The following is a 22,243-nucleotide window of genomic DNA, read 5'->3' as shown; positions in this document are numbered from 1 at the left end:
TGATTCTATGCTGATATTACGTAGTGAATGTCAGGGTAGACGCAGTCATGAAATCCGGCCTCCCCCGCAAGCAAAAAGGCGCAGTCGCCATAGAGTTCGCCTTGGTCTTCATCATCTTTTTTGCTGTGTTTTATGGCCTGATCAGCTACAGCTTGCCGCTGTTGCTGATGCAGTCGTTCAACGAATCGACGGCCGAAGCTGTGCGGCGCAGCGTGGCGCTTGATCCGGCCACCGACAATTACCCCACCGTCGTCACCACCACCGCCAGAACCGAACTGGCCCGGCAACTGGCCTGGCTACCCGGCGCCTTGAACTTCAATGCCACATCGGACAGCACCATCACTTATGCCGGTGGCGTGCTGACCGTAACCATCCACTATCCCACCAGCAAATTGAATCAGGCGCTGCCGTTTCTGGTGCTGCCGGGGATCGGTGCAGTGCCGCGCCTGCCAGCGACATTGAGCGCCTCGTCGAGCCTGCAATTTTGAATACGGGTGACAAGCTGTTCGCCCGCCTGCTCAATCGACAACCCGGTCCGTCTCAGCCTCTGAACAGTCCTGTGGTGCCAAGCGTTGGCTTGCAGCTGTATCTGGATGACGACGGCCACGTCGAGCACTTGAGCGGACCACTGCGCCATCTGCTGGTGCAACAAAGGGCCGGCAGCCATACCGCGCCGCTGCTCGAATATTTATTGCCGCACAGCAGCCTTGCGCTGGAAGGTCGACCGGCCGACTGGCAAGGCCAACTGCTCGACCTGGATTTTTTCAGCCTCGCTGGCCCGCCATTGCATTTGCGCGGCTGGGTGCAGGCGCAAGGTGACGGCTGGCTTCTGCAATTGCTGGACATCGGTGATCTGCTCGGCGAGCGGCGGCAGGCGCGCAGTCGTGAGCAATGTCAGTGGCTGGCCACACAGGTTCGCGATCAACTGCGCCTGGGCAGCCTCGCCCGCCTTCCGCATGAGCTGAGCGAACAGCTGCAACGCCTGGGTCAGCACTTGCACATTCCCAGCCTGGCAGTAGCTCTGCTCGACGAGCAGGGTCAGGGCTGGCAGATTCATCAGTACTATGCGGCGCCGAATGCACCGCAGGTGTGGCGTGATCAGCAGCGCCTGGGCACCGCTCTCGACAGCCTGAACGGCGCCCTGCCGCAACGTTTGCTGGCGAGCGAGCAGCCGCGGCTGAGTGCGCTGCTGGGCCCGAACGAAGGTTTTGCCGTGCCCTACCGCGACGCTCAAGGCGTGGCGGCATGGTTGCTGTGCGCGGGCTATAACGCGGCGCAACAGGCGCCCGACCTGAACGATCACGACTGGCTGTTGTTGGCTGCCGCCGTGGCCGCGCCGTTGCTGGAGCGGCTGCGCGAGCATCGTCATCATCAACAGCTGGAACGACTGGAAATCCTCCAGGCATTGCTCGGCACCGGTTGGTGGGAAGTCAGCAGCGCCAGCGCCGAAGTGCAACTGGCGCCGACACTGGCTGAGCACCTCGGCTTGCAGGCCGAACGCATTTCGATCGAGAACTGGTTCAGCCACGTGCATCCCGCCGACCGCGATGAACTGCGCAGTCATCTGCAAGCCCTGCAGGATGACGGCACCCCGCTGGAATTGTGCGTGCGCCTGCAAACGAGTGAGCAATCGTTGCCGCTGTGGTATCGCCTGCAAGGCCGGTCGCTGGGCATCGGTGCCGAGCGCCGACTGGTAGGGTTCATGCTCGACATCAGCGACATCAAGAATCAACAGCAACAGGCCGCCGCCGCCCATGCGCGACTGGACAATCTGATCGCCAGCGCACCCGCGGTGATTTACGTGCAGCGCTACGTCGAAGGCGCGCTGCAACCGACATTTTTCAGCGCCAGCCTGCATCCCTTGCTCGGGTGGAATCTCGCCGATTGTGCCGATGGTCGACTGGTGGAGCACGTCCACCCCGAAGACCGTCCGCGCTATTTCGAACGCACTCGCCAGTTGCTGCGTGAAGGCTCGGTGAGCGCTCGTTATCGGGTGCTCGACCGTCAGGGTCAGGCGCACTGGTTGCTCGATGAAGCCAAACTGCTGCGCGACGATCTCGGCCTGCCCGTCGAAGCGGTGGGCCTGTGGCTGGACGTCACCGAAGCGACCCTCGCCGCCGAGCAGGTCAAGGCCAGCGAGGAGCGCTACCGGATTCTGGTCGAAGATTCGCCGGCGATGATTTGCCGCTACCGCCCGGACCTGACACTGACCTTCGGCAACCGGCCGTTGGCGACTTATCTGGAGTGCGCGCCGGAGCAGTTGCCCGGGGTGAATCTGGGCAACTGGATGTCTGACGAACAACGCGAAGCCTTTGTTCAGCGCCTGGCGCAACTGACCCCGGAACTGCCGGTGAGTACCGCCGAAATCAATCTGCGCCTGCCCGGTCGCGAGCATGCGTGGTGGGTCTGGTCGGATCGTGGCGTGTTCGATGAGTTCGGGCGCTTGCTCGAAGTGCAAGCAGTGGGCCGCGACAATACCGAAGTGCGCCGCTCGCAGCAGCAACTGACGCAGAGCGCAAAAATGGCCACCCTCGGCGAAATGGCCACCGGCCTGGCGCACGAGATCAATCAGCCGCTGAACGTGATGCGCATGGCCATCGTCAATGTGCTCAAGCGTTTGAGCAACGGCGATGTGCAGATCGACTATCTGACCGACAAGCTCAATCGCATTGACGCCCAGGTGCAACGGGCGGCGCGAGTTGTCGATCACATGCGTGTGTTCGGCCGCCGCTCGGAAATCGAACAACACCCCTTCAACCCCCTCGACGCCATCGAAGGCACGCTGGCGCTATTGTCCGAGGGCCTGCGCGGCAAAGGCGTCGAATTGCGAATCAAAGAGGCTGGCTTTGAGGTTCAGGTGCGCGGTTACGTCGATCAGCTTGAGCAAGTGCTGATCAACCTGATGGTCAACGCCCGCGACGCCCTACTCGGCAAGCGTGAGACCCATCGCGACTTTCAGCCGTGGATTGCCGTGCACGCCGAGTGCGACGAGCATGTGGTACGGCTGTGGGTCGAGGACAACGGCGGCGGCATTGATCCGCGTTTGCTGGAGCGAATCTTCGAGCCGTTTTTCACCACCAAACCCGTCGGCGTCGGCACCGGTCTGGGCTTGCCGGTGAGTTACGGCATCATCGAAAACATGGGCGGCCGCCTGAGCGTGCGCAATGGCGATGAGGGTGCGCGGTTCTGTATCGAGCTACCGATTGCACGGGGCGATTAGATCACCAGATAGGCTCTGCCAGTCTGCCCGCAAGTCATGTTGGCGCCCACATCGACGTCCATCAGGTTGATGCCCAGGCTTTTTAGCAGGTTGTTGAGCAGAGGGTCGAGCAACGGCGAGATCAACTCGGTCACCACTGGCAGCAGACGGTTGGTGACATCGCTGATCAAAGACGCCACGCCCGTCACGATAGCGCCCAGCGGGTTGCTGCCCACCGGCCTGTAGACGATCAGGTTGATGCCCGCCAGGCTATCGGCCAAGCTTGCAACGATATCGTTGGTAGGTACCACCGGCTGAATACTTGGTGGCAGTTTGAGGTTGGCCGGGGTGGCGAACGGCGTGGTGCTGGAAAACAGCAAGTCCTGAGAATTTTGCGCAACGCTGGTGTCGAGTTTGATCCCGATTCCACCGGCGCGGTATGGCACATGGGTGGCCGGATTGCACGAGCCAATACCCAGAATCTTGTGACACGTGACAGTGCCAAGATCGATCAGCGGCAGCGGCATGACCGTCGGCTCGGCGACCGACGAGAAAGCGTTGGCAGGGTCGATCTGGCCGACCTTGAGATCGGCGATAGAGGTAATGGTGTGGGCGGTCAGGCTTTTCGTGCCCGTGCTGCCGGTCGGGCAACTGTAATCAGTGACATAACTCTTCGCGCCGCCGGCATCGAGGGCAATATCGATTCGCGGGGATGGCAGCAATTTCGGATCAAGCTGTTCGCAACCAGCGCCCAGCAAACAGAACACGGAGTTGAGCGTATCCACCAGATTCAGGCTCAACAGTGCATTCAAAGTCGGGGTCAATGTGCCCACTAATCCCAGCACCGCGTTGGCCAACCCGGTTACCCCCGTAAGAACCGGCAGATTGACTGACAACATCGTACGAATCTGCGCCGTGCGCACAAAAATCCGGTCCGGCCCCAGCGGGTTGGCCTTGGCTCGGGCCGGGTCGCCAATCGCCGAAAACTGCGGTGGTTCAATCACTTTCACCCGCACCGTAACGTTCGCCAACCCCGGCAGATTGATCGGCAACGTCGCCGCTACCGCGCTTTTGCTGTTGGCCAGTTGCACCACGCCTTGTATCAGTTGCAGCAGTTGCAGATTGGCATCCAGTCCGGCCGAGGTGGTACCGGTCTGCAATTGCAGAATCTCGCCTAGTTTGACCGGTGCCGCGTTGATCGCGGCCACTTGCAGCGCGCCGAGCGCGGTGATCACTTCGGCGGTCGCGCCGTTGAGTTGCACCACGGTCGCAGCGGCTTGAATCAGTTGCGTGACCGAGGCTTGAGTGTTGAGCAATTGGGTGTAGTTGCCGGCCGCGACATTGAGATTGATCGCCAGTTGATCAAGGTATTTGAGCAGGTTGATATCAGTCTTCAACAGTCCATCCCAGCCCAGCGCGGTGAGGTTGACGTTGCCACCGAGCAGTCCCGAAAACAGCGGGTTGAGAATATTCGACTGAGCGGTATCGATGCTCGCCAGATTACTGCGAATGTTCAGTTGGGCGACGGTCGGCTGCGGTTTTGCGGCGACGGCGGAAGCCTGCAACGTGGTGTTCTGGCTGACCGATGCCCCCGAGAACAACGCGCGTATGCCACGGGCGAAACTGGTGGTCACCGTGCGACTGGCCGCGACCCGGACCGCTGCCGTCTGAGCCGCATCAGCGGTGAACGTGCGCATCCCGTTGGCGCCGGTCAGCAAAGCGCCACAACTGGTCGACAGGGTATTGGCGGTATCGACGGTGTATCCATTGCGCACGGCGCTTTGCCCGGCATAAGTGGCTGCCGTCAGGCCAGGCAGGCAATTGCCACCGCGACTGACCGCCTCCAGAGCGGCGTTATCCACCACGCGCTGCAGTTTGCGCTGCTCCATGTACAAGCGGCCGGTATCGACCACCAGCAACATCATCAACACCGCAACGCCGAGGGTCATTGCCGCCGTCAAACCGATCGCCCCGCGCTGTGGGGCCGGGCAGTTGAATTGTGAACGAGGAAACATCGCGCACTCCTTTGCCGGCGCACCGCCGAGCGCAACCTCCATGGGTGAATTTGAGTGTAGACGGGGAGCGGCGAGGCTGCTGGCAACAAGCCAGCCCCGTTAGCGGCATCAACCTGAAATGCGGTTCATGGGATATCTACGAAACCTGTGGGAGCGGGCTTGCCCGCGATGGCGGTGTGTCAGACACATCAATCTTGAATGTGCCGCCGTCATCGCGGGCAAGCCGGCTCCCACAGGGTCTGAGGTCACTCAGAAGGAATCAGCGCGGAGGATAGTTGGCGAGGATGCGCGCGACTGTCTCGCGTATGGCGCTGCTGCGGTCCTCTGGATTCGGCCTGCTGGCGAGCATCTGCTCATCGCTGCCGCGCCACACCAGTTTGCCGTCCTTGCCATCAAGCAAGTCGACCTGGATGGTCGCGACCTTGTAGGTGATGTTGCGGGTTTCGTTGTACATCGGCGCGCCCCAGTAACCATTCCATGGGCCACCCCAACCGCCGCCGTAGTTGGTCGTCACTTGCTGCTGGCGATCCTCGACAATCAAGTAAGTCTGCACGTTCAGGTCACCCTTCACGCCTGCCGCAGCGGGACGCAAACCACGTTGATCGAGCTGATCGGTCACCGCCTGACGAATCCTTTGTTCGGTCAGGTCGCTCTTGATCCGTGGATCATCCGGGCGATATTGCAGGGCGGGATCTTTCCAGCTCCAGCTGCGATAGGCCGCGAAGTCGCGGCTGGCATCAAAGTCATGGTTGACCTGGTTCGAGGCGCAGGCGCTGAGCAGCGCGGCCATGGCCAGTAAAGCGAGACGGCGGAACATGGGTTTTCTCCACTCGTAGGCAGGAAGCTAACTCGGAGGATACGCCGACATGGCCTTTTCCACAGCCTCGCGAACCGCATCGGTGCGGTCGATCTGGCTGCCCTTGTTAGCGGTTTCGGCGCTGGCGCTCCACACCGGTTGACCGGTCCCGGCATCGAACAGATCGACCCGCACCACCACGACCTGTTCCTGATAGGTACGGACGATCGGCACAGTGTTGTACATGCCGTAACCGCGTCCGTAACGATCATGGCTGCCGTACCCGCCGTATCCACCGTAGTAGCCGTAATCGTCCCGTTCCTGACGCAAGCGGGTTTCCAGACGCAGGTCGGCAGTAACGAAAAGATCCGCCGGGCGATTGTCGTGCAACGGCCGTAAACCACGCTGATCCAACGCATTGCTCACCGCTTCGGCCACTTGCGCCGAATCCGCCCACGCGGTGCCCGGCGGCAATTGCCCGTTGAGCCAGGCCCAACTGCGATAGCGCCCATAATCACGCGGTGGCGCCGGATAGGCACTGCGGTCAAACGTGTTGGCAGCTTGCGGCGGCGCCGGTGGCAAGGGCCGCGACTGCGCCACATACGGATTGCTGCCCTGGCAGGCAGCCAACCCCAGACAGATCAGCAATAACCCGGATTGAGCTTTCATGTCGCGCTCCGATCAGATCGGCCGGCAGATCCAGTGCAAATAACGCCCAAGCCCGGCGAAGCTTGGGTGACGACGGTGGGCGAGCTCCATCTCGAGTAAATCCGCGAGTTCGACGCGGGCCTGGAATTCCACCGGCATGTAATCGTGGAAAACTCGCACTCCGCTTTGGCTTTCGACCTGCCACAAGCCTTCGAGTTGCGTTGCAAGTTCTCGCGGGTCAAGGGGCTGCTGCGGGGTCAGGCTCTGCTTTTCGCCAGCCATGACGTTCTTGCGCATTTTCTTGAAATGGCCCTTGAGCAGATTGCGATAAATCAGCGCATCGCGGTTGTAGAACGCCAGCGACAACCAGCCACCGGGCTTGGTCAACTGATGCAGCACCGGCAGAATCGCGTGGGGTTCGGCCAGCCATTCAAGCACGGCGTGGCAGATCACCAGGTCGTAGGGTTCAGTGAGCTGGCCGGGCAGTTCCTGCCACGGCGCCTGAATGAACGTCGCCGTTTGCCCCGCTTCGGCAAAGCGCTGGCGGGCGCCTTCCAGCATCGGCTCGGCCGGCTCGGTAAAGGTCACATCGTGGCCACGCTCTGCCAGCCATAGCGACATGTGCCCCAGACCACCACCGATATCGAGCACCCGCAACGGGCGATCCGGCAGCGCTTCGGCAAGGTCGGCCTGCAACACCGCGAGGCGAATGGCACCTTTGGCGCCGCCATAGATTTTTTCGGCGAAACGCGTCGCCAACTGATCGAAATGCCGGTCACTCATCAGCTGAACCGCCGTTCGCTGTCGGCGAGTTTGCTGCGCACCACTTCATTCATGTCCAACCCCAACTCGCTGCACAGCAGTAACAGATACAAGACGATGTCACCCACTTCCTGCCCGGCGTGGGCGAGTTTGTCCGCCGGCAACTGGCGCGACTGGTCTTCCGTCAGCCACTGGAAGATCTCCACCAGTTCGGACATCTCGACGCTGGCGGCCATGGCAAGGTTTTTCGGGCTGTGAAATTGCCGCCAGTCATTGCGATCGCGAATGGCGTGCAGGCGTTCGGTCAGTTCAACAAGGTTCATCGGGTTCTCCTGAAGGCGTATAGCTTCGGGGGGAAGGCGACTGAACGCAAGCGAACATGCGGTGCTTTTGTGGGAGCGAGCCTGCTCGCGAAAGCGTTGGGTCATCCAACATTGATTTACCTGAAACGACGCCTTCGCGAGCAGGCTCGCTCCCACAGGATCCGTGCAACCCTCTATAGTTGCAGGGAACTCGGCCACCTGCGTTGTGGCCCAAGGCTCAGCTCTTTCATCAGGATGCACACATGCAGGTAGAAAGCTTTTTCGGATGGCTCGGCCAGGCACTCGGTGCGGTCATCCGCTTTATCGTCGATGGCCTCAGTGGTTTGTTCAACATACTGAGCAACGCCGGTGGCAACTTTGTCGACGGCCTGGCCAGGACGCTGGGGATGGACACTTCGATCATCAGCATCATTGCCCTGATTGTCGGCTTGATGCTGCTGTGGTCGGCGATCCGTGCGTTCATGAATGCGTCGATCATTGCCGGGATTATCTGGTTGTTGCTGGGGTTGTGGTTGTTGAGCTGGATTATTCACTAGACCTCTAGAAGCCCCTCACCCTAACCCTCTCCCGGAGGGAGATGGACTGACCGTGGTGTTCTGCGGCTATACGCCGACGTGAAATACCGAGTCGAAATCAGATTTTGCAAACGACGGAGATCTGCCCCCTCTCCCTCCGGGAGAGGGCTGGGGTGAGGGTGCTTCTAGCGCTACAATCCCCGCTCCCCCAAGGAGCCCGCATGTCCAACCTGATTGCCGACTGGCGCGACCGCCCGACTCACCGCAAGGTCTGGACGCTCGCGGCGCCCATGATCCTTTCCAATATTTCCGTGCCGCTGGTAGCGCTGGTCGACAGCACCGTCATCGGCCACTTGCCCCACGCCCATCAACTGGGCGCGGTGGCTGTCGGCTCCAGCCTGTATACCTTTCTCGCCTGGGCCATGGGCTTCCTGCGCATGGGCACCACCGGGTTCGCCGCACAAGCGGCCGGGCGCAGTGATGGTGCGGCGCTGCGGCAGATTCTGTTGCAAGGTTTGCTGCTGGCAATGGGACTGGCACTGGTACTCGGCACTCTGGGCGTTCCGCTGAGCGGCGTGGCGTTGCATTTCATGCAGCCGTCGGCGGCGCTTGATCAGCTCACTCGCGAGTTCTTCCACACCCGGTTGTTCGGCCTGCCCGCCGCGCTGGCCAGTTATGCGCTGGTCGGCTGGTTCCTCGGCACCCAGAACGCGCGGGCGCCGCTGGCGATTCTGCTGACGACCAACCTGATCAACATCGTCCTCAATCTTTGGTTCGTCATCGGCCTGGACTGGGGCGTGGTCGGCTCCGCTCGGGCCTCGGTCATCGCCGAATGGAGCGGCGCCCTGCTCGGCTTGCTGCTGACCCGCAAAGCGTTGCGCGCCTATCCCGGGCACATCGCCTGGGCCGCGCTGAAGGTGTGGCAGAGCTGGCGACCGCTGCTGGCGGTCAATCGCGATATCTTCATCCGCAGCCTGGCGCTGCAATCGGTGTTTTTCCTGATCACGGTGCAAGGTGCGCGGCTCGGTGATGCGACGGTCGCCGCCAACGCGCTGTTGCTCAATGGCTTGTTGCTGACCGCCCATGCCCTGGATGGTTTGGCTCATGCGGTCGAAGCGCTGTGCGGACACGCCATCGGTGCCCGTGACCGCTTGGCCTTGCGCCGTTCACTGGTGGTTGCCGGTGGCTGGTCGCTGATCGCCAGTCTCGGCTTTGCCCTGCTGTTTCTCTTGGCCGGGCACTTGTTCATCGAGATGCAAACCGACATCCAGAATGTACGCGACACCGCGTTCGTCTACCTGCCCTACCTCGCCGTGCTGCCATTGGTTGCGGTGTGGAGCTACCTGCTCGACGGTCTTTTTATCGGCGCCACCCGGGCCCGGGAAATGCGCAACGGCATGCTCGTGACGGTGATTTTGCTCATGCCGTTCGCGTGGGCGCTGCAAGGTTTGGGCAACCATGGCCTGTGGATAACGTTCCTGCTGTTCATGGTGCTGCGCAGCGTGACCCTAGGTGCACAAGCCTGGTGGCTGAAGCGCAACGACGGCTGGTTCACCGGCGCCGCTCACTGATTGGGCGTGTGCTTGATGAAGCCGACCACTTGATCAAGCACCGGCGCCAGTCCGCGTAACGGTCGCGACAGCGTCGCCACCAGCGTTATGTGATTGGGCCGCGAATAGTAGAAATCCTGCACCGGCACCCCGGCTGCGCGCAGTTTGTGCGCCAGGCCGCCGGTGTTGCGCGTCGGGTTGACCAGATCATCCTTGCTCGCCGCGATCAGCAGCGCGGGCGGCGCATCGCGACTGACATGATTGATCGGCTGCGACTGCGGCGGCGAGTTCGGCCAGAAAAACACCGGACGCACAGCGGGGTTCTCGATCGGCAAAAAGTCGTACGGCCCGGCCAGACCGATCCAGCCGCGCAGGTCCTTGGGGGACATGCCGGCCGCAGCGAGCAGATCGCCGTCCAGTGCCAGCATCGCCGCGTTGTAGCCACCCGAGCTGTGCCCCATCAGGTACAAACGCTGTGGATTGCCGGAAAACTCGCGGATGTGCGCCTTGGTCCATGCCACCGCCCGCGCAGCGTCCTGCAGAAACAGTGGATAACGCACCTGCGGATACAGCCGATAATCCGCCACAACCGCGACAATGCCCCGCGACGCCAACGCCTCGCCAACAAAGTTGTAGTCCTCGCGCGAACCGCTGTTCCAACTGCCGCCGTAGAAAAACACCACGACCGGCGCATCGGGCAAAGCGTGGCGCGGCACGTACACATCAAGTTTTTGCCGTGGATCGTCGCCATAAGCAATACCGGCGGTTTTGTCGAACGTGCTGTCCGGGGTCAGCGCATTGAGCAGCTTGACCGGCGAACAGGCACTCAACACCAACAGCAAAAAACCGCCGAACAATGCACCGAATCCTTGCCGGAAAAAACCTGCCATACGCGCCGAACCTCAGGTCAAATTTGATCGCTGCGCCATTGGCGCCGCACATGGTCGAGCCGCTCTTGCTGAGTCAAATCCTGCGGCGGCGGCACCAGCACTGCACGCGGATGCTGCAAGCGTAGCCACAACCAGCCTTCGAGCACGGTGCGGTCGCTGAAGCCCAACGCCAGGCCTTGTTGAACATGGGAGGCCATCGCCGCGTAATCGGTTCCCAACGATTGGCACCAGCGCCAGATGTGTTGCTCCAGCAGGCAGGTTTGCAGGCGTTCGCACTGTCGCCGGGTAAGGCTTTCTTCGATGCTCAACGGCTCCACGGCCAGACCCGGATTGCGCAACTGCTGCCAGCCCTGGCTGCCGATGGCGCGATCGGCCCAGGTGCCACCGAACCAGTGCAACAGGCGGATGGGCCCGAGCCAGCGACTCAGTTCCGCGGCATCGCAGGCGTCGAAAAAATAGCTCGCGGTCTGGCGGTTGTAATAGCTGAGCAGGGCCCGATGGCTCATCCCGAACGAAACCGTGAGCATGCGTTGCAAGTGGTTCAGCAGTTCCCGAGGTGATGCTTCACTGTCCATCAACAGCCCGCGCCAGGTGTCCGGATCGGTGTGACACAGCGACGCCAGCGCCGGGCTGTCGCGCATATCGACAAGCACGGGACCGTGTTCACTGACCGGCTCAAACTCGGTGCCGTCGAACAGCTTGAAACTCGGCAACCCGGCGAAACCCTGGCGCAGCGTCGTCAAGGCCCGCGCTGCGTCCGCGCCGTCGAGCAACAGCCATTGCGCTATCGGCTCAAGCGCCACGCCGCTCATCTTGCGCTGCTCTGTTCAAGCGTGGTGACCAGCCGACAACTGCAAACCGCCTCTGTGCAATGGTTGAAACTGCCGCCCCCAGGGATCAGGCACAACAACAGCAATGGCTCGCCTGATGTCAGCATTTGCTGCAAGCCTTCACTCGCCAAGCTGTCCGGCAGCGGCGGCGTTGGCGCATCGCTGATCTGCGCAGTAGCGACTGACGACTGTAAAATGCCGCTGATCATTGGCTGATCCGGGTCACCCTCAAAGAAGCTCACCACCACTTCGACACCATCGCCCAACGCCTGCAAAGGTGCTTCGGCCAAGGCCGGCGCGAGCGGCAGCCAACAATGACTCGGCGCCGCACCTTCGCCCTGATAGAGCCAGTCGAACTGCACCGCCACCGGCCTGAATCGGTCGGGTTGCGGTTCGTCTACGGTCACCACCCAGGCCCGTTGCAGGCTGTGCATGCGCAAGCGCGACGGTGCCGATGAGGGTAACTGCGCGGCGGCAAACAATCGGTTGGCATACGGCAAATCAAGGGAAAGATCAGCGCTGTGTTCGATTCGGGTCAACAACCATTGCCGATTGCATTCGGGGAAAGGATGCCCGACCAGGCGCAGCCAATGCCCGCTGCGCAACGCCGCGAGATCACTGCGTCCTTCGGCATTTGTTGCCTGCCGCAAGCCTTGCGAGCCAGCCTGCATCGCTTCATGCAACTGCCAATGGTGCACCGCAGGACAGGTACTTTTGCCGTCTTGTTCACTTTGATACGGCGCGGCGCCAGTCAGCGGAAAATGCGCCGGATCATCGCCGAACACCAGGCAATGCCTGTCGTGCGTATGCTCGAAGAAATAGTGAATACCCGCCTGTGTGCACAAGCGTTGCAGCAGTTGCAGATCCGATTCGCGGTATTGCGTGCAGAACGTGCGGGCCGGGTAGTCGCCACGCAATTCGAAGCGTCGCTGGGCACCGACGATCCCGTGCTCCCTGAGCACCTGCTCGATGATCTGTGGCACCGAGCGGCCGCTGAAGATCCGCTGGCTGATGCGCAGATCAAGGCAAGCGAGTTTCGCTCCCAGACGGATCCGGCTCAACCGCGAACCGTGTCCGTGCTCATGCTGGACAAGGCTCTGCAACTGCCCGTGCACGCCCTCCCCCGACGGTCCGAAACAGAGGAACGCCGAACGATAAAGCAGGCCGGCGAGGTCCAGTTGCGGATCGTCGATCAACACATCGATTTCGAACGCAAAAGGTTCGTTGAGGGCTTCGCTACCGGTAAAGGCCAGGACTTCGAAAGGGTCGGACAGGCCCGCTACATCGAGACGAAACGACGACTCGTTGACTGGATCGAACATAGGCAGATCTCTACAGGAGGGGCGGTCGGGGATTCTCGCCGAGAGCCATGGCCGAGTAGAGAGCTGAAGTACAACTTAGGAAATGACCTACGCGAAAAGCAGACCGGATGACTTTGCTGACCGGGATAGCCAAACATATCGCGAAGATTTTGGGATATGTCCTACCGGGCTATCCGAAATTTCCACAGTAATGGGGAAAATTTCAGACAACCCGGCGAGACAGCAACCTGGTCTCAGGAAGACAGGTAGGAGGAGCGGGTCAGGCCCAGACGCAAGGCATCGAGAAATTGCGTGCGCTCGCTGGCACTGATGCGGGCACTGGCGCACTTGTCGCGGTAGTGAGTCATCAGTTCTTCCGGCGACAAGTGCACATAACGCAGCATGTCTTCGATGGTGTCGTGGGTCTCGATGCCGGCGTGGTACACGCTGCCATCGGCGTTCTGATAGATGTTCACCGAATCGGTGTCACCGAACAGGTTGTGCATGTCGCCGAGGATTTCCTGATAGGCGCCGACCAGGAACACGCCCAACAGATAGTCCTCGCCTTCGTTCAAGCCGTGCACAGGCAGGCTGGTCTCGATGCTCTGCTCGTCGACGTACTGGTTGATCTTGCCGTCAGAGTCGCAGGTCAGATCCTGCAGCACCGCGCGCCGCAGCGGCTCTTCGTCGAGACGGTGCAGCGGGATGATTGGCAGGACCTGATCGATCGCCCAGGTGTCCGGCAGGCTCTGGAATACCGAGAAGTTGCAGATGTACTTGTCGGCCAGCTTGTCGTTGAGCTCGTCAAGCACCTGACGGTGCGAACGCTGACGGGCCTTCAGAGAGTTATGCAGGCGGCGGCACACGGCGAAGTAGCACTGCTCGGCCAAGGCTTTTTCAGCCAGGGTCAGCTTGCCATCGGCGTACTGCGCGGCCACGTCGCTCATGTAGTGGGTGGCGCGCCAGTAGGTTTCGGTGACCATTTCAATGTCGGTCGGGCCGAGCAGGTCAACCAGCCACTGCACGGTTTCCGGCAGCGACTCCTTGTTTTCGATCTTCGGGATCTCGTCGTTGTGCTTCTCGACGTCAGTCACCTGCACCACCAGCATGGCGTGGTGCGCGGTCAGCGAGCGGCCGCTTTCGGAGAAGATGTGCGGATGCGGCAGGCTCTGCGCGTCGCAGAATTCCTTGAGCATGCCGACCACGACACCGGCGTAATCGTCCATGTCGTAGTTGATCGAACTGGCGTTGCGCGAGTGCGTGCCGTCGTAGTCGACACCCAGACCGCCACCGACGTCGATGTGATCGACCGGCAGACCGAGATTGCGCAGCTCGCCGTAGTAACGGATCGCTTCCTTGAAGCCGTGCTGATAGTCAGCCAGGTTGGCAATCTGCGAGCCCATGTGGAAGTGCAGCAGGCGGATGCCCTGATCCAGGCCGGCCGCGCGGAAGCGCTCGACCACCGACAGCAATTGCGCTGCCGACAGACCGAATTTGGATTTCTCGCCGCCAGTATCCGCCCACTTCGACGAAGCCAGCGACGACAGACGCACGCGCAAGCCGACCTGTGGCTTGACCTTGAGCGAGGCCGCTTCTTCGATCACGAGCGCAACTTCGGACTCTTTCTCGATCACGATGAACACGTTGTGGCCGAGCTTCTGACCCATCAGCGCCAGGCGGATGAACTCGCGGTCCTTGTAACCGTTGCAGACGATGGTGCCGCCCTTCGGCGCCAGCGCCAGCACGGCCAGCAGTTCCGGCTTGGAGCCGGCTTCCAGACCAATGGAGACATCCTTGGTGGCGATGATGTTCTCGATCACCGCTTCTTGCTGGTTAACCTTGATCGGGTACAACGCGGTGTACTTGCTCTGGTATTCCAGGCGCTCGATGTTCGCATCGAAGGCGCCGGTCAGCTGGCGTACACGGTCTTGCAGGATGTCGGGAAAACGAACCAGCAACGGCAAGGACAAACCGCTTTTGCGCAGTTGATCGACTTGCTCGAACAGGTCGATAGGCGAGCTGCTCGGGCCGTTCGGACGAACTTCGACGCGACCGGCGTCATTGATCGCGAAATACCCGGCCCCCCAATGGCGAATCCCGTAAACACTGCGGCTGTCCGCAACTGTCCATTGGCTGCCATCGTCTTTGCGTGTGCGTCGTACGGACATCGAAGTCCCCTATAAAGAAGTCATAGTGCGTCGCCTGATCTCAGGCCGGCGCAGTCTAAAGTATGAAAATGACGGTTCGTCAGCGCGGCGGTAGACCGCGCTGACCGCGTGGAGTTTAGAAACCGGTCATGAACAGGCTCTGTGAAAACCATGGAGACGACGCCGGAGCTGAAACTGTTCAGCTCCGGATCAAGCCGCTGGTGGCTTTCACAGAGGCTGCTAGCCGCCGGATTTCTTCGCTTTGAAACCGTGCTTGATCAGTTCCGCCAAGAGTAGCTCGACATGATCGCCCTGGATTTCGATGATCCCGTCCTTCAACGCCCCGCCGGTGCCGCAACGTTTCTTCAACGTTGTCGCCAGCTCCTTGAGCGCGTCTTCGGCCAGTGGCACGCCGGTGATGGTGGTCACCGTCTTGCCGCCCCGGCCCTTGCTCTCGCGACGCACGCGGGCAATGCCGTCACCGGCAGGGATCACGGTTTGTTTGCAGATACAGGCGTCCACCGGCTGACTGCATTCCGGGCAATGACGACCTGCGTCGGTGGAAAATACCAGACCGCCAAGGGCGGCGAAGGATGCGGCTTTTTTGGCCACCGGCAATCCTCTTGGGAGGACAAAGACTGATCGCAACCTTGGGCAAGGTTATCGACCGCGAAGCCCCACTCAGGCAGGGGCAGCGCTACTGCACCGGCGCTTCAACAAAAGCAGGTCGGTGCAGCTTGAAAAGGTCGCGCAGTGTAACGGCAAAAAAGCCAATTGCTAAGTGCCAATCAGCGCCAATTTATGTGTTCTTTGCGACGTCGCTTTGCTGCGCCTTCAGATAGCGCTTCAAAGCTGCCAGAGAGTCCGGGCAATAAGGCTTTTGCCGGATTTCCTGCATGACCTGTTCGACCGGAATAAAGCGCGCTTCCAGGACTTCTTCCGGCTGCAGTTTCAGCGGGCCGTCCCACACGGCGGAAAACGCCGAACACCAAAGACGATTGCCGGTGTCCTCGAAGTAAAAATGATCGTGAGCGGTGAGTTCCACACCGCTGACCCCCAACTCTTCCGCCAGCTCACGGGCAGCCGACTCGGCATAGGTTTCGTGGGCCTGCACCATGCCGCCCGCCGCCACGTCCCAGTAACCGGGGTAGATCGCCTTGCTCAAGGTTCGCCGGTGCACACAAAGCTCACCGGCGGAATTGAACAACATGATGTAAGTGCCGCGACCGATCAGCCCGCGTTCACGCAGATCGGCACGCACCAGGGCACCGAGCAGGTTGTCCTGCTCGTCGACCCAGGCGATCTGTTCGGCATCCGAGGCGGCGCGATGGGCCGCCTCTTTGGCGTTCTGACTCATGTATCAGCCCTGGTTGAGCAGTTGACGCAAGTCGATGACTGCCGCGTTGGCCCGGGAAATATAGTTGGCCATGACCAGCGAGTGGTTGGCCAATACGCCGAAGCCGCTGCCGTTGAGAATCATCGGGCTCCACACTGGCTCTTGCGACGCTTCCAGCTCACGGATGATCTGACGCACGCTGACCGTGGCGTTCTTCTTCGCCAGCACATCGGCGAAGTCGACTTCGATGGCACGCAGCAAGTGCGACAGTGCCCAGGCCTGGCCGCGCGCTTCGTAGAACACGTTGTCGATCTGCATCCATGGGGTTTCGACGACTTCTTCGTCAAGCTGCGGTACTTCGCCGACAGCCGGAACTTCGGTTTTCAGCGCAGTATTGAGTTTGACCCGACCAACACTGGCCGACAGACGTTGCGACAGCGAACCCAGACGCGTGCCGACATCGCCGAGCCAGTTGTTGAGGTTGTCAGCGCGTGCGTAAAACAGCGCGTTTTTCTGCGCGGGGTCAGACAGGCGCGCCTGATAACGGCTCAGGGAGTTGATGCCTTCCTGATACTCGGACTCACTCGACGGCAGGATCCAGCTCTTGTTGTCGAAGTTGAAACGCGGTTCGGCCTTGGCCAGATCGGAGTCTTCGGCCGACTGCGATTGCGAACGGGCGAAGTCTTTGCGCAAGGCGCGGGTCAGGTCACGGACCTGCACCAGTACGCCGTATTCCCAGCTCGGCGTGTTGTCCATCCACAGGCCAGGGGGAAAACGGTCGTTGGAAATGTAACCGCCCGGCTTGTCGAGCAATGTGCCGGCCACGGACTTCAGGGTTTCGACTGTGGTATAGCCGATCACCATCTGCTTGCCTTCTTTCTCGGCGGCCACTTGCGCGTTTTGCGCCACCGGAAATAACGCCGGCTCCTGGCTCCAGTACCAGCCCAGGCCAATGGTCACCAACAAATAAATACCGAGCAGAGTGGCCAACGCACGGCTGAACAACAGCCCGCCGACATAGCTGCGGGCGGCCGATTTGGGCTCGGCGGCACGTTCAGGCGCGGCGCCCGCGCGGTTTTTCCAGTCCAGCATGGCGATATCCTTTCAATCACTTGGGTTCAACGGTTCGACCACAACCATACAACAACGTGCCAAGGCCGGGCACCTGCGAGTGAAGATATGCCGCAAATGGTGCAGGCGCTCGACGCATCCGTCAGGTCTAAGGGAATCCCTGATGCCATTCACCTGCTATTTCGACGCAGAGCCGTTAATACGCCGTTTCGCCCTATCGGTGTGAGACGCACAGAGTTGCCTGAAATGTTAGCCGCTATATATTAAGGTGCCCTGCTTGCGGGGACTTTGCCGACGTCCCGGCCGAAAACAAAACCACTCGGTCAGAAACTGAATAGTGACGCATTACAGATTATTGACGTGCGACACTCGTCTAAGGGAAAAGAGGTGCTAGCATAGAGCCACCAGTCGATCTCAGCATGCACCCTAACTAGTAGTCAGGATATGACCGAGCCAGAAGACCCCAGCCGTGAGCGTCTCAAGCACCACTTTGCCCAGCGGGTAATTCATCAGGCACGTCAGATTCTTGAGATATGGCAGCGCCTGCAACGCAGTGAATGGTCCACCGTCGACCTCGCCGAACTGAGCGAGGCCAACCTGCGCCTGCTGCGCTTTGCCGAGCGCTTCGAACAGCCGGAACACACCCAGCTCGCGCGCCACATCAGTCAGTCGCTGGAAGCAGTGGACGCCAATCGTGGACGCCTGAGCAGTGGCTTGATCACCGATCTCAATCGTTTGATGCAGCGCTTGTCGCGTACCGGCTTGCGCCAGGGCGATCAGCTCGACCAGACCTTCCTGCCACCGCTGCGCAAACCAATTTACGTGATGCTGCAGGATCACGACCGCGCCGAGCGGCTGGCCAAGCAACTGGAATTCTTCGGCCTCAGCGCGCAGTCGCTGGACAGCGTCGCGGCGTTTCGCTCATCGATGGTCGAGCGGTTGCCGGCCGCGATCGTCATGGACGTGGATTTCAGTGGTGCCGGCGTTGGCCTGAAACTCGCTGCCGAAGCCCAGGTCGGTCTCGAGGAACCGTTGCCGCTGCTGTTTTTCAGCCTGCACGAAACCGACACCCCGACACGCCTCGCGGCAGTACGCGCTGGCGGCCAGGAATTCCTCACCGGCACCCTTGAAGCGTCGAGCCTGCTGGAAAAGATCGAAGTCCTGACCTGCGTCGCCCAGTACGAACCTTATAAAGTGCTGATCATCGATGACTCCCGCGCCCAGGCCATGCACACCGAACGCCTGCTCAACAGCGCCGGGATCGTGACCCGCACCCTGATCGAACCGATTCAGGCCATGGCTGAACTGGCGGATTTCCAGCCTGACCTGATCATCCTCGACATGTACATGCCAGCCTGCACCGGCACCGAACTGGCCAAGGTGATCCGCCACAACGACCGCTATGTCAGCGTGCCGATCATTTACCTGTCGGCCGAGGACGATCTGGACAAGCAGCTTGACGCCATGAGCGAGGGCGGCGACGACTTCCTGACCAAGCCGATCAAGCCGCGTCATCTGATCACCACCGTGCGCAACCGCGCTGCCCGCGCGCGCAACTTGAAAGCTCGGATGGTGCGCGACAGCCTCACCGGGTTGTATAACCACACGCATATCCTGCAACTGCTCGAAGATTGCTCGTTCCGCGCCCGCCGCGAGAACAAGCCGCTGAGCTTTGCCATGCTCGACATCGACCACTTCAAACGGGTCAACGACAGCCACGGCCACCCGATGGGCGACCGCGTCATCAAGAGCCTTGCACTGTTTCTCAAGCAACGTTTGCGCAAAACCGATTTCATCGGCCGCTACGGCGGCGAAGAGTTCGCCATCGTCATGCCCGACACTGACATGGAAGCCGCACACAAGGTGCTCGACGAGATCCGTCAACGTTTCGCCGAAATCCATTACCCGGCACAACCTCATGACTTGTGGTGCACCTTCAGCGCCGGCGTGGTGGATCTGCGCGATGATTCCGACAGCCTGATGATGGCCAGCCAGGCCGACGAGGCGCTGTACCGCGCCAAGAATGGCGGGCGTAATCGAGTGCAAAAGGCGCGGGAGTCAAAGCAAAGTGCCACCTTTTCATCGGAATCCACCGATTCGGTCATAACCCTGTAATAGAACCGCAATAAATTCAGGCGCTTACCATTTCTGTCGTTGGTAGCTGTCATGCGCCTGAAGTTGCTCACAAATCTTAATACCCTGCTGCTGGTCGCCGTGTGCCTCGCACTCGGCGCCACGCTGTGGTGGTCGCAAAAAGCGCTGGAACGCCCGTATCTGTTGATGGAGCGTTATCTGGGGCTGTCGCAGCAATTTCAGAACGAGGTGGCGCGCAACGTCGAGGACTACCTCGCCAGCGGCGATGCCTTGCGTCTGAGCGGCGCCAGTCAGGCCATCGACAGCGTACAAAAACAACTCGGCGAACTGCCACCGACGCTTGCCGATACGTTGCGCCCGAGCCTGTCGGGCCTCGATGAATTCAGCAAAACCGACCTACTCGCCGCCGGCAAACTGGCCGGTGATCCGCAGGCATTACTGTTGCAGGCCGAGCGCGAATTGAGCGCCAGCCTCGAGCAGCTCAGTGCCTATGCCAGCGGCAACGCGGCCTACCTGACGCCGCTGCTTGCCGCCTCTCAGCACTTGGGCAAACTTTCACTGGCGCGAGACAAACTGGTCAGCAGCGGCCGCAGTGAACTGGCGGTCGACGTTGAGCGCGAAGTCAGCAATATCCGCGCTCAGGCACAGTTGATCGATGCCCTGCCCCTGCTGGGTGTAGTGGCCAGCAACGAATCCAGCAGCGACGACTTCGCGGCGATGATGGGCATCGAAAGCAGCGAAAAAGCTGTTGCCGAGGATGCCGGTGTCGGCCTCAAACGTGAACTCAACAGTCTGCTCGGTCGCTACCCGGCAGAGCTTGCGCGCACCCGCGAGCAAATCCAGAAACGCAGCGAACTCAGCACCGCCACCCACGCGAAAATCGCTGCAGTGCAACACGCCATCGCCGGTCTGGAGCCGGTGGTGCGTGCCCAGCACGGGCAAATTCAGGGCGAAGTGCGGCTGATGCAAGGCGTGATGATCGGCCTGATTCTGCTGATTGCGCTGCTGATCGACACCCTGCAACGGCGTCTTGCGCGAACCCTGACCAACCTCGCCCCGGCATTGTCTGTCTGGGCCGATGGCGATTTCAGTCGCGACATTCAACTGGGCAAGACCAACCGCGAACTGCACGACATCGAGGCCTCGCTCAATCGCTTGCGCGCGTATCTGGTGGATCTGGTCGGGACCATTCGCGGCAACGCTGAACAAGTCGCGGGCAGCAGTCGCACCCTCGCCGAGTTGAGCAACGACTTGCACAGCGGCGCCGAACATCAGGCCGGGGATACCGCGCTGATTCGCGATTCGCTCGGCGAACTGGAAGCGACTATACAGCAAGTTGCCGGGGACGCGCGTCAGGCCGCCGATGCCAGCCGCCATGCCGGTTTGGCTGTCGAGCATGGTCAGACCGTCATCGGCCAGAGCCTCACGGGCCTGCACGCCTTGGTCGGCGAAGTGCAGGGCAATGCACAGATGATCGAGCACCTGGCTGAAGAGTCAGCGACCATTGGCGGTGTGCTGACGGTGATCCGCTCGATTGCCGACCAGACCAATCTGCTGGCACTGAACGCGGCGATAGAAGCGGCGCGCGCCGGGGAAATGGGCCGCGGGTTTGCCGTGGTGGCTGAAGAAGTGCGCTCCCTGGCGCAGCGTACGGCCGGGGCGACGGCGGAAATTCAAACCCTGATTGCCGGCCTGCAAACCGCTGCCCGGCAATCGGTCGAAGGCATGCGTGCGCAAGTCGAGCACGCCGAAGCGACGGCGAATCAGGCACAAGCGGCGGACGGTGCGCTGGACAAGATTGTCGGTGCGATCCAGACCATTTCCGAGACAGCGATCCGCATCGCCGATATCACCGCGCAGCAAAGTGGCGCGGTCAGCGAGATTCGCGATCACAGTGAGCGGATTCACCAGTTGGGTGGGGATAACTTGCTGCGTATCGGCCAGGGCCGCGAACAGGGTGAGAACTTGCTGGTGTTGGGCGGACAGTTGCACACAGCCGTGCAAGCCTTCCGGGTTTGACGACATTCCCTGTAGGAGCTGCCGAGGGCTCGGGCCGCGATCGGACGATCTTTTGATCTTGCCTTTAAAAGTCAAAAGATCGCAGCCTGCGGCAGCTCCTACACAGTTGTGTGATGCAAATGACCGGATCAGATCACTCGGTCACATATTTTGCGCAAACATCGGCCATCGTGCTGGCTATTGCATAGAACTGGACAGTCATAAAGTCTTTGCGGCATAGTCGCCGGGTTCTGACGACTGCTCATTGATGACAAGGACAACGCAGATGGCAACCCTACTGGTGCTGCACGGCCCCAACCTGAACCTGCTCGGCACCCGCGAACCGGGCACCTATGGGTCGACGACCCTGGCGCAGATCAATCAGGATCTGGAGCGTCGCGCCCGTGAAGCCGGCCATCATCTGCTGTATCTGCAAAGCAATGCCGAGTACGAATTGATCGACCGCATCCACGCCGCACGCGGCGAGGGTGTGGATTTTATCCTGATCAATCCGGCCGCATTTACACATACAAGTGTTGCATTACGTGACGCGTTGCTGGGAGTGAGCATCCCATTCATCGAAGTGCATTTGTCCAACGTGCACAAGCGCGAACCTTTCCGCCATCACTCTTACTTCTCCGACGTAGCGGTGGGAGTGATCTGCGGCCTTGGCGCCAGTGGTTACCGACTGGCCCTGGAGGCTGCACTAGAACTGCTTGAAACACAGGCAACGACTTGAACGACAAGCGTTAAGCGCCCCTGACCGAC

The 22,243-nt window shown here is 60.8% G+C and carries 19 protein-coding genes; 7 read left to right on the top strand and 12 right to left on the bottom strand.

Annotation, left to right across the window (positions count from 1 at the left end; translation table 11 throughout):
- The first annotated feature begins 47 nt into the window (after positions 1 to 47).
- Both AB4P97_RS27355 and AB4P97_RS27350 read left to right on the top strand, forming a co-directional pair.
- Positions 48 to 488, top strand: coding sequence for a TadE/TadG family type IV pilus assembly protein (locus AB4P97_RS27355; RefSeq protein WP_395601866.1), 441 nt, complete (start codon positions 48 to 50; stop codon positions 486 to 488).
- Positions 485 to 3,220, top strand: coding sequence for a PAS domain-containing protein (locus AB4P97_RS27350; RefSeq protein WP_395601865.1), 2,736 nt, complete (start codon positions 485 to 487; stop codon positions 3,218 to 3,220). Before AB4P97_RS27355 ends, AB4P97_RS27350 begins: the two co-directional genes overlap by 4 nt.
- Here AB4P97_RS27350 and AB4P97_RS27345 read toward each other — a convergent pair.
- The 5 genes from AB4P97_RS27345 to AB4P97_RS27325 all read right to left on the bottom strand — a co-directional run bounded on the left by AB4P97_RS27345 (position 3,217) and on the right by AB4P97_RS27325 (position 7,743).
- Positions 3,217 to 5,214 carry a pilus assembly protein TadG-related protein gene (locus AB4P97_RS27345; protein ID WP_395601864.1) on the bottom strand — a complete coding sequence of 666 codons (1,998 nt, stop codon included), beginning with the start codon at positions 5,212 to 5,214 and terminating at the stop codon, positions 3,217 to 3,219. The two genes, AB4P97_RS27350 and AB4P97_RS27345, sit on opposite strands and share 4 nt — an antisense overlap.
- A 259-nt stretch (positions 5,215 to 5,473) precedes the next feature.
- Positions 5,474 to 6,031, bottom strand: coding sequence for a DUF4136 domain-containing protein (locus tag AB4P97_RS27340; protein ID WP_042557488.1), 558 nt, complete (start codon positions 6,029 to 6,031; stop codon positions 5,474 to 5,476).
- 27 nt (positions 6,032 to 6,058) lie between these two features.
- Complete coding sequence (locus tag AB4P97_RS27335) at positions 6,059 to 6,679, bottom strand: DUF4136 domain-containing protein (RefSeq protein WP_395601863.1); 621 nt, start codon at positions 6,677 to 6,679, stop codon at positions 6,059 to 6,061.
- A 12-nt stretch (positions 6,680 to 6,691) separates the two neighbouring features.
- Positions 6,692 to 7,441, bottom strand: coding sequence for a methyltransferase (locus AB4P97_RS27330; RefSeq protein WP_210703068.1), 750 nt, complete (start codon positions 7,439 to 7,441; stop codon positions 6,692 to 6,694).
- Positions 7,441 to 7,743, bottom strand: a complete 303-nt coding sequence (locus AB4P97_RS27325) for a MazG-like family protein (protein ID WP_007951009.1) — start codon at positions 7,741 to 7,743, stop codon at positions 7,441 to 7,443. The genes AB4P97_RS27330 and AB4P97_RS27325 overlap by 1 nt, the downstream gene beginning before the upstream one ends.
- 242 nt (positions 7,744 to 7,985) lie before the next feature.
- Here AB4P97_RS27325 and AB4P97_RS27320 point away from each other — a divergent pair, with 242 nt between their 5' ends.
- Entirely contained in the window at positions 7,986 to 8,279 is a 294-nt protein-coding gene (locus tag AB4P97_RS27320; protein WP_042557485.1) for a hypothetical protein, read from the top strand.
- Positions 8,280 to 8,479: 200 nt separating this feature from the next.
- Positions 8,480 to 9,829: an MATE family efflux transporter gene (locus AB4P97_RS27315; protein ID WP_395601862.1), complete on the top strand. Its 1,350-nt coding sequence runs from the start codon at positions 8,480 to 8,482 to the stop codon at positions 9,827 to 9,829.
- Here AB4P97_RS27315 and AB4P97_RS27310 read toward each other — a convergent pair.
- The 7 genes from AB4P97_RS27310 to AB4P97_RS27280 form a co-directional block, all read right to left on the bottom strand.
- Positions 9,823 to 10,698: an alpha/beta hydrolase gene (locus AB4P97_RS27310; protein ID WP_395601861.1), complete on the bottom strand. Its 876-nt coding sequence runs from the start codon at positions 10,696 to 10,698 to the stop codon at positions 9,823 to 9,825. The two genes, AB4P97_RS27315 and AB4P97_RS27310, sit on opposite strands and share 7 nt — an antisense overlap.
- A 17-nt stretch (positions 10,699 to 10,715) precedes the next feature.
- A complete protein-coding gene (locus tag AB4P97_RS27305) occupies positions 10,716 to 11,510 on the bottom strand; it encodes a DUF4123 domain-containing protein (RefSeq protein ID WP_115145888.1) in 795 nt (264 codons plus the stop codon).
- On the bottom strand, positions 11,507 to 12,850 hold the full coding sequence (locus AB4P97_RS27300; protein WP_395601860.1) for a type VI secretion system Vgr family protein: 1,344 nt from the start codon (positions 12,848 to 12,850) through the stop codon (positions 11,507 to 11,509). Before AB4P97_RS27300 ends, AB4P97_RS27305 begins: the two co-directional genes overlap by 4 nt.
- A gap of 233 nt (positions 12,851 to 13,083) precedes the next feature.
- On the bottom strand, positions 13,084 to 14,997 hold the full coding sequence (gene speA, locus AB4P97_RS27295; protein WP_042557480.1) for an arginine decarboxylase: 1,914 nt from the start codon (positions 14,995 to 14,997) through the stop codon (positions 13,084 to 13,086).
- Positions 14,998 to 15,216: 219 nt separating this feature from the next.
- A complete protein-coding gene (locus AB4P97_RS27290; RefSeq protein ID WP_016984929.1) occupies positions 15,217 to 15,588 on the bottom strand; it encodes a translation initiation factor Sui1 in 372 nt (123 codons plus the stop codon).
- 187 nt (positions 15,589 to 15,775) lie between these two features.
- Positions 15,776 to 16,333, bottom strand: a complete 558-nt coding sequence (locus tag AB4P97_RS27285) for an NUDIX hydrolase (protein ID WP_042557479.1) — start codon at positions 16,331 to 16,333, stop codon at positions 15,776 to 15,778.
- A 3-nt stretch (positions 16,334 to 16,336) separates the two neighbouring features.
- Positions 16,337 to 17,404, bottom strand: coding sequence for a DUF2333 family protein (locus AB4P97_RS27280; RefSeq protein ID WP_042557478.1), 1,068 nt, complete (start codon positions 17,402 to 17,404; stop codon positions 16,337 to 16,339).
- 423 nt (positions 17,405 to 17,827) lie between these two features.
- Between AB4P97_RS27280 and gcbA the strand changes: the two genes are divergently transcribed.
- The 3 genes from gcbA (at position 17,828) to aroQ (ending at position 22,214) form a co-directional block, all read left to right on the top strand.
- On the top strand, positions 17,828 to 19,498 hold the full coding sequence (gene gcbA, locus AB4P97_RS27275; RefSeq protein ID WP_047299544.1) for a diguanylate cyclase GcbA: 1,671 nt from the start codon (positions 17,828 to 17,830) through the stop codon (positions 19,496 to 19,498).
- Between the two features lie 51 nt (positions 19,499 to 19,549).
- Positions 19,550 to 21,496: a methyl-accepting chemotaxis protein gene (locus tag AB4P97_RS27270; protein WP_395601859.1), complete on the top strand. Its 1,947-nt coding sequence runs from the start codon at positions 19,550 to 19,552 to the stop codon at positions 21,494 to 21,496.
- A 265-nt stretch (positions 21,497 to 21,761) separates the two neighbouring features.
- A complete protein-coding gene (gene aroQ, locus AB4P97_RS27265; protein ID WP_042557475.1) occupies positions 21,762 to 22,214 on the top strand; it encodes a type II 3-dehydroquinate dehydratase in 453 nt (150 codons plus the stop codon).
- Positions 22,215 to 22,243 lie beyond the last annotated feature (29 nt).

This window comes from Pseudomonas sp. A1230, assembly GCF_044218825.1.
Lineage (GTDB): Bacteria > Pseudomonadota > Gammaproteobacteria > Pseudomonadales > Pseudomonadaceae > Aquipseudomonas > Aquipseudomonas iridis.
Note: the sequence above shows the minus strand (reverse complement) of the source record. Positions and strands in the feature narration are given on the sequence as shown.

What these genes read in the sequence shown, in the direction of transcription:
- speA (WP_042557480.1), bottom strand. Translation starts at nt 14,997, where the DNA reads ATGTCCGTACGACGCACACGCAAAGACGATGGCAGCCAATGGACAGTT.
- AB4P97_RS27315 (WP_395601862.1), top strand. Translation starts at nt 8,480, where the DNA reads ATGTCCAACCTGATTGCCGACTGGCGCGACCGCCCGACTCACCGCAAG.
- AB4P97_RS27310 (WP_395601861.1), bottom strand. Translation starts at nt 10,698, where the DNA reads ATGGCAGGTTTTTTCCGGCAAGGATTCGGTGCATTGTTCGGCGGTTTT.
- AB4P97_RS27280 (WP_042557478.1), bottom strand. Translation starts at nt 17,404, where the DNA reads ATGCTGGACTGGAAAAACCGCGCGGGCGCCGCGCCTGAACGTGCCGCC.
- AB4P97_RS27330 (WP_210703068.1), bottom strand. Translation starts at nt 7,441, where the DNA reads ATGAGTGACCGGCATTTCGATCAGTTGGCGACGCGTTTCGCCGAAAAA.
- AB4P97_RS27325 (WP_007951009.1), bottom strand. Translation starts at nt 7,743, where the DNA reads ATGAACCTTGTTGAACTGACCGAACGCCTGCACGCCATTCGCGATCGC.
- AB4P97_RS27340 (WP_042557488.1), bottom strand. Translation starts at nt 6,031, where the DNA reads ATGTTCCGCCGTCTCGCTTTACTGGCCATGGCCGCGCTGCTCAGCGCC.
- gcbA (WP_047299544.1), top strand. Translation starts at nt 17,828, where the DNA reads ATGACCGAGCCAGAAGACCCCAGCCGTGAGCGTCTCAAGCACCACTTT.
- AB4P97_RS27335 (WP_395601863.1), bottom strand. Translation starts at nt 6,679, where the DNA reads ATGAAAGCTCAATCCGGGTTATTGCTGATCTGTCTGGGGTTGGCTGCC.
- aroQ (WP_042557475.1), top strand. Translation starts at nt 21,762, where the DNA reads ATGGCAACCCTACTGGTGCTGCACGGCCCCAACCTGAACCTGCTCGGC.
- AB4P97_RS27355 (WP_395601866.1), top strand. Translation starts at nt 48, where the DNA reads ATGAAATCCGGCCTCCCCCGCAAGCAAAAAGGCGCAGTCGCCATAGAG.
- AB4P97_RS27270 (WP_395601859.1), top strand. Translation starts at nt 19,550, where the DNA reads ATGCGCCTGAAGTTGCTCACAAATCTTAATACCCTGCTGCTGGTCGCC.
- AB4P97_RS27320 (WP_042557485.1), top strand. Translation starts at nt 7,986, where the DNA reads ATGCAGGTAGAAAGCTTTTTCGGATGGCTCGGCCAGGCACTCGGTGCG.
- AB4P97_RS27345 (WP_395601864.1), bottom strand. Translation starts at nt 5,214, where the DNA reads ATGTTTCCTCGTTCACAATTCAACTGCCCGGCCCCACAGCGCGGGGCG.
- AB4P97_RS27285 (WP_042557479.1), bottom strand. Translation starts at nt 16,333, where the DNA reads ATGAGTCAGAACGCCAAAGAGGCGGCCCATCGCGCCGCCTCGGATGCC.
- AB4P97_RS27305 (WP_115145888.1), bottom strand. Translation starts at nt 11,510, where the DNA reads ATGAGCGGCGTGGCGCTTGAGCCGATAGCGCAATGGCTGTTGCTCGAC.
- AB4P97_RS27300 (WP_395601860.1), bottom strand. Translation starts at nt 12,850, where the DNA reads ATGTTCGATCCAGTCAACGAGTCGTCGTTTCGTCTCGATGTAGCGGGC.